The sequence below is a fragment of the Candidatus Pelagibacter sp. HIMB1709 genome (assembly GCF_052047635.1).
GTDB lineage: Bacteria > Pseudomonadota > Alphaproteobacteria > Pelagibacterales > Pelagibacteraceae > Pelagibacter.
Window position 1 is genome coordinate 535,936 of the sequence record NZ_JBNAJW010000001.1, and the last position, 16,159, is coordinate 552,094.

Sequence of the window (16,159 nt, forward strand, 5' to 3'; positions counted from 1 at the left end):
ATTTCTTCTTTATAATTTTGAAAATTATTATCCATTAATAAAACTTTAGTATATTATTTGAACTGAACCTATTAGAATTTGTATTAAAATTTATTTTATTTTTTTTATCCTCTTTTTTAAATACCTCTAAAATAGTATTTTTTGATGAAAAATTTGCTTTTTGACCTGTGTTTGCATCAACTACCATCATAAATGTATCCTTTGCAGCCTTAAAAGGTCTTGCCTCTGATTTCGTGACAACACTTTTAATAAAATCTTTAAAAATTGGAAGTGCTGTTTTAGAACCAGTTTCAAATTTACCTAAAGGTTGAGGATTATCTGTTCCTACATAAACTCCTACTAATAAATTTGATGTAAATCCAATAAACCAAGTATCTGTATTTTTATTTGTTGTTCCTGTTTTTCCAGCTATGTTTAAATTTAAGTCTCTAAGTTTTTTTCCTGTTCCTCTTTTTACTACTCCCTCTAATATTGAGGTCATTTGATAAGCAGTTTGAGGAGAAAATATTTGTTTATAATTATTTTTAATTTTAGGATAGTCATTACTCATATAAGAAATTTGATCACAATCTACACATTCTCTTTTATCATTCTTATACAAAGTATTGCCCTCACTATCTTGGATCCTATCTATTAAAATAGGATTTACTAATTTTCCTCCATTCACAAAAGCAGAGTAAGCTGATGTAAGTTTAAGCAATGTGGTTTCTTCTGATCCTAAGGATATAGATAAAAGTTCTTTTGGATTTTCATAAATTTTTAGATTTTTAGAAAAACTTATAATTTTTTGGAGTCCTAAGTCTTGAGCAATTCTTACAGTCATTAAATTTCTTGATTTTTCTAATCCTGTTCTAAGTGTCGAGGGGCCATAAAATTTTTTTCCATAATTTTCAGGTTTCCACATTTTAAGATCTTCTCCTTGATCTAAAACTAATGGAGCATCTAAAACTAAAGAAGTCGGAGTGTAATTATTTTCTAAAGCTAATGCATAAACAAACGGTTTAAAAGCTGATCCAGGTTGCCTCATTGCTTGTGTGGCTCTATTGAATTCACTTTTTTTGAAACTAAAACCACCACTTAATGCTAAAACTCTGCCAGTGTAAGGATCCATAACAACTATTGCACCGTTAATTTTAGGTAATTGCTGCAAACTATATTTATTTTTTTTTATGTATTCTGCATAAATGATATCGCCAGGTTTTAATAAATCTCTAAATTCTTTTTTTGTCCATGAAATTTCTTTGTATTCAATTATCCCCTCAAGATTATCTTCTGTTTCAATTACAGCTGAAAATTTATTAACTTTTTTAACAATCGCTAGATACCAATTTAAGGATTTTTCTAATTTATACTTCTCTAGATTTTTATTCCAATTTTGATCAAACTTTTTATTTGTTATTGGTCCTCTCCAACCTTTTCGTTTATCATAAGCTAACAAACCATCTCTTAATGATTTTGTAGCATTGTTTTGAAATTTTATATTTATAGGTGTATTTATGTTAAAACCTTTTTTGTAAATTTGATCATAACTAAATGTTTCAATTACATTTTTTCTTACATCTTCGATATAATATTGAGCGTCTTCTAAATATATTTTTTTGTTTTTGTTTAGATTTATTTCCTGATTTTTAAATTTATTGTAAGATGCTAAATTTATATAATTATTATCTAGCATGTTTTTCAAAACTAGATTTCTTCTAAACTTTGCAATTTCAATATCTTTATAAGGATTATATCTACTTGGAGCTTTGGGTAGAGCTGCTAATAATGCAGCCTCTATATGGTTTAAATCTCTAATTGATTTATCAAAATATTCCAAACTTGCAGCAGCAACTCCATAAGCACCGCTTCCTAAATAGATTTGGTTCAGATAAAGTTCTAGAATTCTTTCCTTAGTTAAAGCTCTCTCAATCCTAAAAGCCAGTATGGCTTCTTTAATTTTTCTGTTTATGCTTACCTCATTAGATAAAAGAAAATTTTTTGCAACCTGCTGTGTTATTGTAGAAGCACCTTCCAATCTTCTTGAAGAAATAACATTAGAAATATTGTTTATTATTGCCCTTAAAACACCTTTTGCATCTACACCTGGGTGTGAGAAAAAATTTTTATCTTCTGCAGATAAAAATGCATTTATAACATTTTTAGGAATAGTATTGTAAGGTACGAAAATTCTTTTTTCCTGAGAAAAATCTGCAACTAATTCACCATTACCTGAATAAACTTTGCTTGAAACTGGTGGTTTATAATTTTTAAGAAATTTATAGTCTGGTAATTGATTAGAATAATTCCACAAAATACCAACAACAAAAACAATAGATAGAAGAACAAAAGATATAAAAACAATGAGAATATTCTTTATATACTTGTCCATTTTAGTTTCCATTATATGCAGGAATTTGTTAAAGATAAGGCATTAGAATTAACAAAATTTATTTAAAATTTAAAAATTAATGAAATTAAAAATCAAAATATTATGGAAAAAAATTTATATATTGATGCTTCGCATCCTAACGAAACTAGAGTTGTACTTAAATCCGGTGACAATATTGAAGATTACGAGTACGAAGGTTTAAAAAATAATTTAATTAAAAACAATATCTATTTAGGAAAAGTAAGTAGGATAGAGCCATCTTTACAAGCAGCGTTTGTTGACTTTGGTAGAGAAAGACACGGTTTTTTATCATTTAATGATATACAATCAGATTACTATCAAATACCTAAAGCTGATTTAGAAAAAATCAAAGAAGAGGAAGAAAAAGCTAGAGAAGAATTATCCAAACAGGTTGAAGCTAAAGAGGAAGAAAATATTGCAGAAGGAAAATTAGAAATTGATGACCCAATTGAAAAAGAAAATAATGAAGAAATTGAAAATACAGAAAATAATGAAGCCACAAACAATTTAGAAAATGAAAAACAAACTGAAAAAAAGAAAGAAAATAAATTCAGATTTAAAAGATATAAAATTCAAGAGGTAATAAAACCAAACCAAGTAATTTTAGTTCAAGTAATTAAAGATGAACGAGGTCAAAAAGGTGCGGCTCTTAGTACATTTATTTCTATTGCAGGTAAATATATCGTTCTAATGCCTAATACCCCGAAAGGAGGAGGAATTTCTAGAAAAATTTTTAACCCTACTGATAGAAAAAAAATTAGAACTATTTTAAATGAAATTGAAATTCCTAGGGAGATGGGTTTAATAGTTAGAACGGCTGGTAGCAATAAAACAAAGAACGAGATTAATAATGATTTATCATCCTTAATAAAAACTTGGAATCAAATAAAAGAAAATGCAATTAATTCTATTGCTCCTTCGTTAATTCATCAAGAAAGTGAAATTATTAAAAGAACTTTAAGAGATATGTTTGATGAAAATACTCAAAATATTGTCGTAGAAGGAAATGATGGTTACAAAAAAGCACAATCATTCATGAAAACAATGATGCCATCAAATGTTAAAAAAGTAAAAAAATATAGAGGTAAAGTTCCATTATTTATTCAAGAAAATATTGAGCAAAAATTAAATCAAATATTTGAATCTGAAATAAAACTTAAATCTGGTGGATATTTAGTTATTAATCCAACAGAGGCATTAGTATCTATAGATATTAACTCAGGCAGTTCGATTAAGGGCAAAAATGTTGAGAGCACAGCTTTGGATACAAATATTGAAGCAGCTGAAGAAATCGCAAGACAAATAAAGATAAGAGACTTATCTGGCTTAATTATAATCGATTTTATAGATATGCTTAGCTATGGAAATAGAAGATTGGTTGAGAGAAAACTAAAAGAAAAATGTAGAACTGACAGAGCTAGAATTCAAATCGGAAGAATAAGTAATTTTGGCCTACTAGAAATGTCCAGACAAAGATTAAGAGAAAGTGCAATAAAATGGAAAGTAACATTAACTGATGAATCTTTCGCACAAAAATTACTTAAAACTGTAGAATTAAAAGCAGTTATTAATAAAGCAAAGTTTGTAGAACTGAGAGTTTGTGAAAAAATTTCTGATTTTTTAAAAGAAAATTTTGTTGATGACCTCACCTATTTTGAAAAAAAAAATAAAATGACAATTGATATTATAAGTGACAACTCTTTGATAATTCCTGAATATGTAATTAATGTACAAAATAAATCAAAAAAAACATTAGAATTAATTGAAAATTTTGAAAAACTGAAGAATTTAGAGGTTCAGAAATTAGAGACTCAAGTTAATGAAAAAAAAGAAAATAATAAAAAATACAAAAAAAAATTCAAAAAAAAGAAATTTTATAAAAAAAACTAAATTATACCTTTGGTAGGTGAGGATGGATTTCCCATCAATGTTTTATTTATCCTTCCTGATTTAAAAGATTGTCTTCCTGCAATCACTGCATGTTTGAATGCTATTGCCATTTCAAAAGGTTTTTTTGCATTAGCTATGGCAGTATTTACTAATACTCCATCACATCCTAGTTCCATAGCAATAGTGGCATCTGATGCTTGTCCTAATCCAGCGTCAATAATTAAAGGAAGTTTAGTTTGCTTACGGATAATTTGTATGTTTATTTTGTTTAAAATTCCTAATCCTGAGCCTATAGGAGCAGCTAAAGGCATAATTGCATCAGCTCCTGCATTTTCTAATCTTTTAGCCATTAACGGATCATCATTACAATAAACCATCACTTTAAAACCTTCTTTTGCAAGCACCTCAGTAGATTTTAAAGTTTCAATCATATCTGGAAAAAGATTTTTTTTATCTCCTAAAACTTCTAATTTTACTAATTTCCATCCGCCAATTTCTCTTGCAAGTCTCAAAGTTCTTAATGCGTCTTTTGCAGTGAAACAACCTGCTGTGTTTGGAAGGTATGTAATTTTTTTTGGATCAATATAATCCATTAATAATGGTTTATTTCTATCTGTAATATTTACTCTTCTAACTGCAACAGTTACAATATCAGCTCCTGATAATTTGATTGCCTTTGCACATTCAGACATGCTTTTGTACTTTCCAGTTCCAACAATAAGTCTTGAATTAAATTTTTTCTTTGCAATTACAAAATTATCTTTTTTCAATTAACCTCCTCCAATAAAATGAACTATCTCGATTTTATCATTTTCATTTAATCTAATTTTATTTATTTTTTTTTTATCTATTATTTCTTCATTTAGCTCAATAGCTACTTTATTTATTGGGATATTTAGTTTTTTTAACAGATCAGGTAAATAAGTTGAATCTGGCAGTGATTTACTTTTACCATTTAATTTAATTTTTATTTTTTTTATTTTTTTCATCGTATATAAAAGCTGAATGGATAATAAAATAATTATTATTAATGGTCCAAATCTTAATCTATTAGGTGAAAGAGAACAATCACAATATGGGGCAACAACTTTTGAGCAATTAAAAGACAATTGCCTAAAAAAAGGGAATGAAATCGGAATTGAGGTGGATTTTGCTCAATCAAATGTTGAAGGTGAGCTTGTAAACATAATCCAAGATGCGAGAAATAAATATGACGGTATTATTATAAATGCTGCAGGTTTTACTCATACGTCGGTTGCGATCAGAGATGCGCTTGATATTTTTAAAAAACCAATAATTGAGTTACATATTTCTAACATATATAAAAGAGAGGAATTTAGACATAAATCACTTATAAGTGGTGTTGTAACAGGTGGAATTTTTGGATTGGGTGTAGAAGGATATATTTTGGCCATAATTTCATTACAAAAGACTTTGCAAAATGAAAATAGATAAAAAAATAATCCAAGAACTAAGTGATTATTTAGATGAATTCAATCTAACAGAAATAGAAATAACTGAAAAAGACACAAAGATAAAAGTCTCAAAAAATAATGTTTCTATAAATTCTCAACCACAAATAATTTCACCGTCAAGTGTAACGTCAAATAATGATGCTGTTCCTAACGTATCAAGTTTGAAGACAAGTAAAGAAATTACCTCACCTATTATTGGTACAGCTTATCATGCGCCTGAACCTGGAGCTAAAAAGTTTGTTGAGGTTGGAAAAAAAATTAAAAAAGGTGACACAATTATGATTGTTGAAGCCATGAAAACTATGAATCATGTTCCTTCAACAGAAGATGGGATTGTTAAAGAAATTTGTGTAGAAGATGGTCAGCCAGTAGAATTTGGCCAAACTATTATTATTTTAGAATAAATAATGTTTAAAAAAATTTTAATTGCAAACCGTGGGGAAATTGCAGTTAGAATTATACGAGCATGTAAGGAATGGGGAATTCCTACTGTAGCTGTTCATTCAGATGTAGATAGGGAAAGCATGCATGTAAGAATGGCTGACGAAAGTGTATGTATTGGCTCTCACCAACCAGCAAATAGTTATTTAAATATACCTGCTTTAATGTCTGCAATTGAACTTACTAATGCTGATGCTGTACACCCAGGATATGGATTTTTATCTGAGAATGCAAACTTTGCAAAAATTCTGGAGGAAAATAAAATTAACTTTATTGGAGCATCTTCTAAGCACATCGAAATGATGGGAGATAAAATTCAAGCCAAAAGAATAGCAAAAGAAAATGGTTTGCCAGTAATTGAGGGATCTGAGGGTGGTGTTAAAGATATATCTGAAGCTAAAAATTTATGTAAAAAAATTGGTTTTCCTGTCTTAATAAAAGCATCAGGTGGTGGAGGTGGAAAAGGCATGAAAATAGTTCATAAAGAGGAAGACTTTGAAACTTTATTTTCTACTGCAAAATCAGAAGCTCAAAAATATTTTGGAAATGATGAAGTCTATATTGAGAAGTTTTTTCAAAATCCAAGACATATAGAAGTTCAAATATTGGCTGGAAAAAACAGAGCAGTACACCTTCATGAAAGAGATTGTTCAGTGCAAAGAAGACATCAAAAATTAATTGAGGAAACACCTAGCCCAGTTTTAAATGAAGAAATAAGAAAAGATCTTTTTAAAAAAACAGTAAATATGGTCGAAAAAATTGGATATATGGGTGCTGGTACTGTCGAATTCATTTATGAAGATGGTAAATTTTATTTTCTAGAAATGAACACAAGAGTTCAAGTAGAACACCCGGTAACTGAAATGGTTACAGGTATTGATATTATTAAAGAGCAAATTTGGATTGCATTTTCTGGTGAAACAGCACTAAACCAAACTGATATTAACCCCAGAGGACACGCTATAGAATGTAGAATAAACGCTGAAGATGCAAGTAAAAATTTTCAACCATCTCCTGGTGTAATTACTATGTGTCATCAGCCTTCAGGTTTTAGAACAAGAGTAGATGGAGCTATATTTCAAGGTTACAAAGTAACTCCTTACTATGACAGTATGGTTTGCAAATTAATTTGCCATGGAAGAAATAGAACAGAGGCAATTCAAAGAATGAATAGATCATTAGATGAATTTGTAATTGAGGGAATTACAACTACGATCCCACTGCATAAAAAATTATTAAATCACAAAAAATTTATTAATTCAGATTTTAACGTAAGCTGGCTAGATAAAGATAGTATTGTTTAAAAACAACTAACCAACCAAATATCATAAACTGGATGATCAAATGGAGTTATTGAAGGACTAGAGGAAAAAATCCATCCATTAAAAACAAAGACTTCATTTTTATTTTTTTCATTTAAATCTTTAACTTGTAAATATGCTGTTATTTCTGGATTATCATCAAACTCAGAATTTTTACATTTTAAACTTTTAATTGATAAATCATTAAATTGTTTTAACTCTCCATTTTTTAAAGTAAGCAAGGTATTTTTTGAACTAATTTTATCTAAAACTTTTATATTAACAAATGAACCCTCTAAATTACTTTTAGAATATGAATTGATGGTAAAACTAAAATAGAAAAAGCAAACTAATATAATAAATTTAAAATTACTCTTTCCAGCTAGAATATTTTTTCTCAACTGCATTTTTATTCTTGTTTGGATAATAAGCCTTATCAGTGCCAGTTAGGTTTGACTGGTGAGGTTTTTGCCAATCATATTTTTCTAAATTATGAGTTTTTTCAATTTTATTAGGAGTAAAATGTATCCATGAATACCATTCTACAGGAATTTTAGACGCATCAACATTATCAAAATACACAATCCATCTTTTTCCATTTTTACTTTCATAGTACTTATTGCCGAACTCATCTGTGCCAACTAGTTTTCCAAAAAAAATTGTTTTTAATCTTGTTCCAAATGTATCTTGATTCCACCAAATGAAAATTTTTTTAAAAAGTGTCAACATTATTTTTTTTTATTTATTCAATTAAAAATTGTAAAATTTAAATTAGACTAAAATATGAATAAGTATATAAATCAATTGATTCAATATTCAAATTAAAATTATAAAGAGGACAAATGGCGAAGTATCTAGTTGAAACATATTATACCTGCACTTTTAAAGTAAATCATTATTTAGATGATATAAATGAAACAGAGTTAAAAAATTTAGAAAAAAGAGATGACGGTAAATTTGAAGTTCTTGATGTAAAGCTAGACAATAGAAAAACAAAAAGCTTAGATCCTAATAATAACAGTAAAATTGTAGAAACGAAAAAAGTTGAAATTGTTTCAGAAACAAATAACTCAAATTCAATATCCAAAGATAGTGTTGTAACGAATCTTAACAAGTCTATTGAAAAATCAGGAAAAAGATTCAGCATGCCCGATAGAAGAAAGGGCTATATTCAAAAAGCAACTATTGGTGACCATAAAGTTTACTTACATACCGGAGAATATGAAGATGGTAAAATAGGAGAGATATTTATAGATACAAGCAAAGAGGGAGAGCTTGTAAAAGCATTGATGAATAACTTTGCAATTGCAGTTTCTCTTGGACTACAGTACGGAGTTCCTCTTGATGAATTTATAAGTGCATTTGTAGGCACAAAATTTGAACCGTCTGGAAAAGTTTATGGAAATGACAGAATTTTAAGCGCGACGTCTATTTTGGATTATATTTTTAGAGAGCTAGCAATTTCATATCAAAATAGAGAAGACCTTGCTCATACTCCAGCAATTGGTGGTAATGAAAATATAACTGAAGATCAAAATACTGATGATCAAAACCAATTATTGAAAATTGTTAAAGATATTACCAGCAAAGGTTTTGTGAGAAACAACTATAAAAAAAATCTGGTAGATCTTTCAGATGTTAAAATTAGTCTTAAAGGAAAAAAATAAAAATTAATTCTTATTTTTTATAGAAATATTAAGTTCTTTTAATTGATTTGGATTTACTTCAGAAGGTGCATTCATCATTAAATCTTGTGCATTTTGATTCATAGGAAACATAGTCACCTCCCTAATATTTTTTTCATTTGCCAATAACATTACTATTCTGTCTATTCCTGGAGCAATTCCCCCATGCGGAGGTGCTCCATAACTTAATGCATTAATCATTCCACTGAAGTCTTCATCCACTTGTTTTTTATCATAACCAGCTATAGAGAATAGTTTATACATTAATTCTGGCTTGTGATTTCTAATAGCCCCAGAAGAAAGCTCAATTCCATTACATACAATATCATATTGATACGCTAAAATATCTAATGGATTTTTAAAATTTTCCTCAGTGAGATCTCCTTGCGGCATTGAAAAAGGATTATGACTAAATTTTATATCATTTGTCACTTCATCTCTTTCGAACATTGGGTAATCTACAACCCAGCAAAATGCAAAAACATTAGGGTCAATTAATTCTAAATCTTTTGCAATTTTGTCTCGTGCAAGAGCAGTAATTTTCTCTAACTCATTCTGCTTTCCACAGGCCATAAATATACTATCCCCTACTTCACAATTAGTTTTTTTCATAATTTCTACCAAAGCATCATTAGAAAAAAATTTTCCAATAGGACCCTTTGCTGAAATTTCCTTGTCTTTTTCTAAAGTGAAATAAGCTAGACCAGAAGCACCTTCTCCCTTTGCCCATTTATCAATATTATCAAAAAAACTTCTAGGTTTATCTTTTGTATTTTTGGTTACAATACATCTAACATTTGAACCAGATTTTACTAATTTTTTAAAAATTTCAAACGATACATCTTCTCTAATAAATATATCTGTAATATCGTTTATAATGAGTGGGTTTCTTAAATCAGGTTTATCGCTTCCATATTTAAGCATTGCTTCTTTGTAGGAAATTTTAGGAAACTTATCGAACATAAGTTTTTTCATAGAAAATTTTTTGAAAGTATTCACTAAAAGCGTTTCAACAACATCAAATATATCTTGTTGTTCTACAAAAGACATTTCTAAATCTAATTGATAAAATTCACCAGGGCTTCTATCGGCCCTTGCATCTTCGTCTCTAAAGCATGGAGCTATTTGAAAATATTTATCAAATCCTGAGACCATTATTAATTGTTTAAATTGTTGAGGAGCTTGAGGCAGAGCATAAAATTTTCCTGGGTTCAGACGGCTTGGCACTAAAAAGTCCCTTGCCCCTTCTGGACTTGAAGATGTTAATATAGGTGTTTGAAATTCAAGAAAACCTAGCTTTGTCATTTCACTTCTAATGTGAGAAATAACTTTTGATCTTAAAATTATATTTTCATGAATTTTTTTTCTTCTTAAATCTAAAAATCTATATTTTAGCCTTATTTCTTCAGAATATTCTTGGTCACTAAAAACCGGCATAGGTAATTCTTTGCAAGTTCCCAAAATTTCATATTTTTTTATAGCTACTTCTATTTCACCAGTTTCTATCTCTTTATTTATTGTTTCATTAGATCTATTGACTACTTTTCCCTCAATTTTGATAACAGTTTCTAGTTGAATTTTTTCCAAGTCTGAAAAAAATTGATTATCTTTATCTATAATACATTGTGTAATTCCATAATTATCTCTTAGATCAACAAATAATAAATTACCATGATCTCTTTTTTTATTAATCCAGCCAGAGAGCAGCACCTCTTTATCTACATCTGCAATTCTTAACTGGTTGCATTTATGTGTTCTGTATTTTGTCAACTAATCCCCTAAAGCCTCTTTTATAATTTTAAAGTCTATAGATTTTTTTCTTTTTAAACTAATTTCGTCGATCTTATATATGAAATCAGATATTTTACCATAGGATCTGTCAATTCTATTAATGATATAATCAATTAGTTTTTTTTCTATTAGTATTTGACGATCAGATAAATTTTTTAAAATAAGTGCGTAAAGAAGATCATCTCCAGGTTTTTCAATTTGAGATATAAGAAAATTTTTAGATCTAGAATTTAAATCTGTAAGTTTGAAATCATAGTCAACAATGGGTTTTGTTGAAGTGATTAATAAATATTTGTTATCTTGGTCAATAATATTGATCAAAGTGTAAAGTAACTTTTCATCTATATCTTCATTTAAATCTTCCAAAACTATATTTTCAAATATTTTTATTTTTTTTAAAAAATTATTATCAATATTTTTAAAACTAATTTTTATCCCATTAAATTTTTCAAGAAAAATATTTGATAAATGAGTTTTACCTGAAAAATTTTCACCCACTAAATTAATAAAGTTTTTTTCCCATTTGGGCCATTTGTTCAAAAGAATGAAGGAATGTTCATTACTTTTAGAAACATAGAAATCTTGATCTTTAAAATTTTGATCAAAATCAAAGTTTAATATTTGTTGATTAAGCGTACTCATTTAACAACCCAAATTTTATTTTTTGTTTCTATTTCATAATCAAAATTTTTCATTGTTTTTAAAAATTTATCAGGCGTACCATTAAATATAATATTGTAATAATTATTTTTGTTATCAAATTTATAAATATAAAAATTATAAATTAAATCTGTCTCTAACAAATTTTCTTCGAGTTTTTTTATTTTAATATTGTTGCTATTATCAATAGATATAGTTAATTCTAATTTCATAGAAGTATTTATTTCATTTTGCTGTTTCCAATGATCTTCGTAAATTGCTTTTAATTTTGCAATTGCTTTATTGATTTCATCTTGATTATTTAAATTAATATTTTTTAACATTAAATTTTTAATTTTTTTTTCATTATCTAAATAAATTTTGTTCAAAATTTTAACTTGCTTATTCTCTATAAAAAAAATACTGATTATATAATCATTAAGATTGTATTTATTGATAATTTCATAAAAATTAAAATTTTCTATTTGACCAATATTATTTCTAATTAAATTATAATCCTCTAGATCTTCTGAAGGTAAAATATAACTCAGCAAATTATAATTTTTTTTGTTTAGGTTCCAATTATTATAAAAAATATTATCTGAAAAAATTTTAATTTCATTTGTTGTTTGGTCGATTATAATAGGAATAAAAATAAGTTCTTTTTTTTGTGGTATAGAAGGAAATATATTTAGATTTTCTAAATGATTAAAAATACTTTTTTTATTAAAAGATACATTTAATTTTAAATAATATATTTCATTTATAAATTTTTCATCATCAATTGAAAAAGTTTCAACCATGCTCTTAATTTTATTTAAAGAAGTTTTATTTAATTTAGTGTAATCATTACTTTTTGAAATTTTTAACATTAATTGATTAAATGCTTGAATAAATCCTTCTTCTATTATTTGATTCTTATCAAAATTAATCTCAAACGGTGTTGATATCTCAATATCATTAATTAAAAATGTTTTAGCTTCAATTTTGTCTGTGGAAAAAAAAACATTTAGTAAAGCAAGAACTAAAAAATACTTATATAAGTGAAATGATTTAACAAACTGAGAAATAAATTTCATAAATTATTTTAATGAATAAAAAAAATTTTACCTATAAAAAAAGTGGGGTTAGTATTGATAAAGCTGACAATTTTGTAGATTTCATAGCTAAAGTTTCATCAAATAAAAAAGGCAAAAAAAAGTTTTCAAATATTGGAGGTTTTGGCTCTATTAGTGAAATCCCAAAAAATTTTAAAGATCCTAAAATTGTAGCTTGTACCGACGGAGTTGGAACAAAAATAGAAATAGCAAATATTTTAAATAAATTTGATACCATAGGAATTGATTTGGTTGCAATGAGTGTGAATGATTTAATTGTCCAAGGAGCAAAGCCATTATTTTTTTTAGATTATATTTCAATAAATAAAATTGACTTACCTAAATTGAAGTCAATTATTAAAGGTATAGTTAATGGTTGCGACCAATCTGGATGTAATCTTGTAGGTGGTGAAACAGCTGAAATGCCAGGAACATATGAAAAAGGTAAATTTGATATAGCTGGATTTGCAGTTGGTATAGTTGATGGAAATAAGATTTTATATAAAGAAAAAATAAAAAATAATGATCTTATTTTGGCTGTGCCCTCAAGTGGCTTACACTCAAATGGCTACTCTCTTGTTAGATACTTGCTACAACAAAAAAAAATTAATATTAAAAAAAATAAATTTTTAAAATCAGAATTATTAAAACCTACAAAAATATATGTTAAAGAAATAATTAGTTTAATTAATAAAAATTTAATAAATAGTTGTGCGAATATTACAGGTGGTGGATTGTCAGACAACATTAAAAGAGTAATTCCTAAAAATCTTACAGCTGAAATTAACTTGAAAAACATTAAAACTTTAAAAATATTTAAATGGCTTAAAGAAAATGGAGTGTCAGAAAAAGAAATGTTAAAAACTTTTAATTGTGGAGTTGGATTTTGTTTAATTGTAAAACCTAATAATCTTGAAAAAGTTAAAAAATTTTTTTCAAATGAATATAAGCCCTACGTGATAGGAAAAATCGTAAAAGGAAAAAATAAAGTTAAATTAAATGGTTCAATTAATTGGGTCTAAAAAAGTAAAAACTGCAGTATTTATTTCTGGCAATGGAAGTAACTTAAAATCATTAATAAAATTTTCTAAAACAAAAAAATCACCTATATCTATTAATTTTATTATTTCTAATACATCTAAAGCTAAGGGACTTAATTTTTCCAAACTTTATAAAATTAAAAAAAAAGTTGTTAGTTTTTCAAATTTTTCACTAGCTGAAAAAAAAATTCTTTATCTCTTAAAAAAAAATCAAATAGAATTAATTTGCCTTGCTGGCTTTATGAAAATTTTATCGAGTAATTTTATTAAAAAATTTGAGGGGAAAATACTAAATATTCACCCATCATTACTTCCAAAATTCAAAGGTTTGAATACTCACCAAAGAGCAATAGATAAAAAAGAAAAATATTCTGGATGTACTGTTCACCATGTAAATTCTAAATTAGATTCTGGAAAAATTATTTTGCAAGCTAAAGTAAGAGTTAGTAAAAATGATACCGCAACTTCACTTGCTAAAAAAGTTCTTAAGGAAGAACATAAACTGTATCCGAAGTCTATTTTAAAAATATTTAATCTTTAAAAAAGAAATCTATTTCAATTTTTGCATTTTCAACGCTATCTGAACCATGAACAGAGTTCTTATCTATAGAGATTCCATATTTTTTTCTAATAGTTCCATCGCTAGCGTCTTCTGGGTTTGTGGCTCCCATTAATTCTCTGTTAGCCAATACAGCATTGTCTTTTTCAAGCACCATAACAACTATTGGACCAGATGAAAGATATTCGCACAAATCATTATAAAATGGCTTTGTTTCATGAACTTTATAAAAATTTTCAGCCTCTGATTTTTCTATTTGGATTTTTTTTTCTTTAACAATGGAAAAACCTTTGTTTTTAAACATTTCCTTTATTTCGTTTTCAAGATTTCTTTCAACTGCATCTGGTTTAATGATTGATAATGTCTGTTCTGTATTACTCATAGTTATCCTCTATTAGTTTGTTTAATAATCTAACTCCATAACCCGTAGCACCTCCTGAATTTAAAGCACCTCCATATTTTGAAAAAGCCATCCCTGCAATATCTAAATGTGCCCAAGGTGTTTTCTTTAAAATAAATCTTTGCAAAAACTGTGCTGCAGTGGTTGATCCTGCTCCTCCGACATAATTAATATTTTGCATATCTGCATTTTTTGAGTCGATTAATTTATCAAAATTTTTATTTAATGGCATACGCCAAACTTTCTCTTCAACTTTTTCCCCGGTATCAATTAAATGTTTTGATAGTTTATCATCATTAGAAAAAAGTCCTGCATATTCAGATCCCAATGAAACTATTATTGCTCCAGTTAGTGTAGCTAAATCAACTATAAACTGTGGTTTATATTTTTCTTCTGTGTAGGTTAATGCATCTGCTAAAACCAATCTTCCTTCAGCGTCAGTATTTAAAATTTCTATAGTTTTTCCACTGTAAGATTTAACAATATCCCCTGGTCTTTGAGCATTACCTCCTGGCATATTTTCAACCAGGCCTACTATTCCAACAGCATTTATTTTTGCTTTTCTTTTGGCTAAACTTTTCATCAATCCTACAACTACGGCAGAACCGGCCATATCATATGTCATATCTTCCATGAATTTAGCAGGTTTTAATGAAATACCTCCAGTATCAAAACACACTCCTTTACCTACAAAAGCTAAAGGTTTAGAGTTATTTTTCAAACCATTCCACTCCATTACAGCTAAATAAGATCCTCTAATACTTCCTTGTCCAACTCCAAGAAGAGCATTCATTCCTAATTTTTTTAATTTTTTTTCATCGTATATATTTATTTTTAGACCATCTTTTTTTAAAGAGTTTATTCTTCTTGCATATTCATCTGGATGTAAAACATTGCCTGGTTCAGAAACTAGATCTCTAGTATAAAAAGTACCTTCCTCAATAGCTTTGAATTTTATCTGTTCTTTTAAAGATGGTTTATTTTTACCACTAACTGTAACAATTAAATGTTCTTTGCTTTTATTAGATTTATATTTTTCAAATCTATAAGATTTTAACTTCAAGCCATGCAAAAAATAACCAACTATATTATTTATATTTTTTGGTGACGTATCCGAATTAATATTAAAGTTTTTTATTTGAGATTTTTTAAAATTATCATAAAATTTTGCTCCTAAATTCTCCAATTCTGAACTCGATATTTCTTTCTTAATAGATACTAAAACTATTTTAACTTTGGAACTTACTTCAAAACTTAAGATTTTTTTTTTAATATCTTTTGATTTTAACAAATCCAAAACACAATTATATTCTTTATTAGACAAATGTTTTTTTAGGCCTAAAGTTTTATATTTATCGTCTACAAATAAGACTTTATTTACTGAACTATTGGGTGATAAGGTTTTATTATAATTGATCTGAACACTCATAAATTTAAATTCAATATGCT

17 protein-coding genes are annotated in these 16,159 nt (G+C 27.3%); 7 read left to right on the plus strand and 10 right to left on the minus strand.

Annotation, left to right across the window (positions count from 1 at the left end; translation table 11 throughout):
• Positions 1 to 34: 34 nt before the first annotated feature.
• A complete protein-coding gene (locus ACTTAR_RS03025) occupies positions 35 to 2,371 on the minus strand; it encodes a penicillin-binding protein 1A (RefSeq protein ID WP_440680603.1) in 2,337 nt (778 codons plus the stop codon).
• 102 nt (positions 2,372 to 2,473) lie between these two features.
• Here ACTTAR_RS03025 and ACTTAR_RS03030 point away from each other — a divergent pair, with 102 nt between their 5' ends.
• Positions 2,474 to 4,282, plus strand: coding sequence for an Rne/Rng family ribonuclease (locus tag ACTTAR_RS03030; RefSeq protein ID WP_440697653.1), 1,809 nt, complete (start codon positions 2,474 to 2,476; stop codon positions 4,280 to 4,282).
• Here ACTTAR_RS03030 and ACTTAR_RS03035 read toward each other — a convergent pair.
• Positions 4,279 to 5,052, minus strand: a complete 774-nt coding sequence (locus tag ACTTAR_RS03035) for a thiazole synthase (protein ID WP_440697654.1) — start codon at positions 5,050 to 5,052, stop codon at positions 4,279 to 4,281. The two genes, ACTTAR_RS03030 and ACTTAR_RS03035, sit on opposite strands and share 4 nt — an antisense overlap.
• Positions 5,053 to 5,271, minus strand: a complete 219-nt coding sequence (gene thiS, locus ACTTAR_RS03040; protein WP_440697655.1) for a sulfur carrier protein ThiS — start codon at positions 5,269 to 5,271, stop codon at positions 5,053 to 5,055.
• A gap of 16 nt (positions 5,272 to 5,287) precedes the next feature.
• On the opposite strand from thiS, the gene aroQ reads away from it, so the two are divergent.
• Genes aroQ through accC form a run of 3 tightly spaced genes read left to right on the plus strand, consistent with a single transcriptional unit; the run spans position 5,288 to position 7,502 of the window.
• Entirely contained in the window at positions 5,288 to 5,737 is a 450-nt protein-coding gene (gene aroQ / locus ACTTAR_RS03045; RefSeq protein ID WP_440697656.1) for a type II 3-dehydroquinate dehydratase, read from the plus strand.
• The gene (locus ACTTAR_RS03050) at positions 5,724 to 6,161 is read left to right on the plus strand and encodes an acetyl-CoA carboxylase biotin carboxyl carrier protein (protein ID WP_440697657.1); all 438 of its coding nucleotides are present in this window, start codon (positions 5,724 to 5,726) and stop codon (positions 6,159 to 6,161) included. Before aroQ ends, ACTTAR_RS03050 begins: the two co-directional genes overlap by 14 nt.
• A 3-nt stretch (positions 6,162 to 6,164) precedes the next feature.
• Entirely contained in the window at positions 6,165 to 7,502 is a 1,338-nt protein-coding gene (accC, locus tag ACTTAR_RS03055) for an acetyl-CoA carboxylase biotin carboxylase subunit (RefSeq protein ID WP_440697658.1), read from the plus strand.
• Here the strand turns inward: accC and ACTTAR_RS03060 are convergent.
• Entirely contained in the window at positions 7,499 to 7,906 is a 408-nt protein-coding gene (locus ACTTAR_RS03060) for a DUF2155 domain-containing protein (RefSeq protein ID WP_440680610.1), read from the minus strand. The genes accC and ACTTAR_RS03060 overlap by 4 nt on opposite strands.
• On the minus strand, positions 7,869 to 8,228 hold the full coding sequence (locus tag ACTTAR_RS03065) for an NADH-ubiquinone oxidoreductase subunit NDUFA12 family protein (protein ID WP_440680611.1): 360 nt from the start codon (positions 8,226 to 8,228) through the stop codon (positions 7,869 to 7,871). The genes ACTTAR_RS03060 and ACTTAR_RS03065 overlap by 38 nt, the downstream gene beginning before the upstream one ends.
• 113 nt (positions 8,229 to 8,341) lie before the next feature.
• Between ACTTAR_RS03065 and ACTTAR_RS03070 the strand changes: the two genes are divergently transcribed.
• Positions 8,342 to 9,166 (plus strand): TSCPD domain-containing protein, encoded by an 825-nt coding sequence (locus ACTTAR_RS03070; protein ID WP_440680612.1) that lies wholly within the window; start codon positions 8,342 to 8,344, stop codon positions 9,164 to 9,166.
• Between the two features lie 3 nt (positions 9,167 to 9,169).
• Here ACTTAR_RS03070 and aspS read toward each other — a convergent pair whose 3' ends face one another.
• From aspS to ACTTAR_RS03085, 3 genes are read right to left on the minus strand one after another with little or no spacing between them, the layout of a single operon-like run.
• Complete coding sequence (aspS, locus tag ACTTAR_RS03075) at positions 9,170 to 10,954, minus strand: aspartate--tRNA ligase (RefSeq protein WP_440697659.1); 1,785 nt, start codon at positions 10,952 to 10,954, stop codon at positions 9,170 to 9,172.
• Positions 10,955 to 11,617 carry a DNA replication protein gene (locus tag ACTTAR_RS03080; RefSeq protein ID WP_440680614.1) on the minus strand — a complete coding sequence of 221 codons (663 nt, stop codon included), beginning with the start codon at positions 11,615 to 11,617 and terminating at the stop codon, positions 10,955 to 10,957.
• Positions 11,614 to 12,693, minus strand: coding sequence for a hypothetical protein (locus ACTTAR_RS03085; protein WP_440697660.1), 1,080 nt, complete (start codon positions 12,691 to 12,693; stop codon positions 11,614 to 11,616). Before ACTTAR_RS03085 ends, ACTTAR_RS03080 begins: the two co-directional genes overlap by 4 nt.
• 11 nt (positions 12,694 to 12,704) lie before the next feature.
• Here ACTTAR_RS03085 and purM point away from each other — a divergent pair, with 11 nt between their 5' ends.
• Positions 12,705 to 13,733 carry a phosphoribosylformylglycinamidine cyclo-ligase gene (purM, locus tag ACTTAR_RS03090; protein WP_440680616.1) on the plus strand — a complete coding sequence of 343 codons (1,029 nt, stop codon included), beginning with the start codon at positions 12,705 to 12,707 and terminating at the stop codon, positions 13,731 to 13,733.
• Positions 13,711 to 14,292 (plus strand): phosphoribosylglycinamide formyltransferase, encoded by a 582-nt coding sequence (gene purN, locus ACTTAR_RS03095; RefSeq protein ID WP_440680617.1) that lies wholly within the window; start codon positions 13,711 to 13,713, stop codon positions 14,290 to 14,292. Before purM ends, purN begins: the two co-directional genes overlap by 23 nt.
• Here the strand turns inward: purN and ndk are convergent.
• Together ndk and ACTTAR_RS03105 are read right to left on the minus strand one after the other, a co-directional pair.
• On the minus strand, positions 14,282 to 14,692 hold the full coding sequence (gene ndk, locus ACTTAR_RS03100; protein ID WP_440680618.1) for a nucleoside-diphosphate kinase: 411 nt from the start codon (positions 14,690 to 14,692) through the stop codon (positions 14,282 to 14,284). The two genes, purN and ndk, sit on opposite strands and share 11 nt — an antisense overlap.
• Complete coding sequence (locus tag ACTTAR_RS03105; protein WP_440697661.1) at positions 14,685 to 16,139, minus strand: leucyl aminopeptidase; 1,455 nt, start codon at positions 16,137 to 16,139, stop codon at positions 14,685 to 14,687. The genes ndk and ACTTAR_RS03105 overlap by 8 nt, the downstream gene beginning before the upstream one ends.
• Positions 16,140 to 16,159 lie beyond the last annotated feature (20 nt).

Coding starts and splice junctions, on each gene's coding strand:
- ndk (WP_440680618.1), bottom strand. CDS start 14,692: ATGAGTAATACAGAACAGACATTATCAATCATTAAACCAGATGCAGTT.
- ACTTAR_RS03065 (WP_440680611.1), bottom strand. CDS start 8,228: ATGTTGACACTTTTTAAAAAAATTTTCATTTGGTGGAATCAAGATACA.
- accC (WP_440697658.1), top strand. CDS start 6,165: ATGTTTAAAAAAATTTTAATTGCAAACCGTGGGGAAATTGCAGTTAGA.
- purM (WP_440680616.1), top strand. CDS start 12,705: ATGAATAAAAAAAATTTTACCTATAAAAAAAGTGGGGTTAGTATTGAT.
- purN (WP_440680617.1), top strand. CDS start 13,711: ATGGTTCAATTAATTGGGTCTAAAAAAGTAAAAACTGCAGTATTTATT.
- thiS (WP_440697655.1), bottom strand. CDS start 5,271: ATGAAAAAAATAAAAAAAATAAAAATTAAATTAAATGGTAAAAGTAAA.
- ACTTAR_RS03050 (WP_440697657.1), top strand. CDS start 5,724: ATGAAAATAGATAAAAAAATAATCCAAGAACTAAGTGATTATTTAGAT.
- aroQ (WP_440697656.1), top strand. CDS start 5,288: ATGGATAATAAAATAATTATTATTAATGGTCCAAATCTTAATCTATTA.
- ACTTAR_RS03030 (WP_440697653.1), top strand. CDS start 2,474: ATGGAAAAAAATTTATATATTGATGCTTCGCATCCTAACGAAACTAGA.
- ACTTAR_RS03080 (WP_440680614.1), bottom strand. CDS start 11,617: ATGAGTACGCTTAATCAACAAATATTAAACTTTGATTTTGATCAAAAT.
- ACTTAR_RS03070 (WP_440680612.1), top strand. CDS start 8,342: ATGGCGAAGTATCTAGTTGAAACATATTATACCTGCACTTTTAAAGTA.
- ACTTAR_RS03085 (WP_440697660.1), bottom strand. CDS start 12,693: ATGAAATTTATTTCTCAGTTTGTTAAATCATTTCACTTATATAAGTAT.
- ACTTAR_RS03105 (WP_440697661.1), bottom strand. CDS start 16,139: ATGAGTGTTCAGATCAATTATAATAAAACCTTATCACCCAATAGTTCA.
- ACTTAR_RS03025 (WP_440680603.1), bottom strand. CDS start 2,371: ATGGACAAGTATATAAAGAATATTCTCATTGTTTTTATATCTTTTGTT.
- ACTTAR_RS03060 (WP_440680610.1), bottom strand. CDS start 7,906: ATGCAGTTGAGAAAAAATATTCTAGCTGGAAAGAGTAATTTTAAATTT.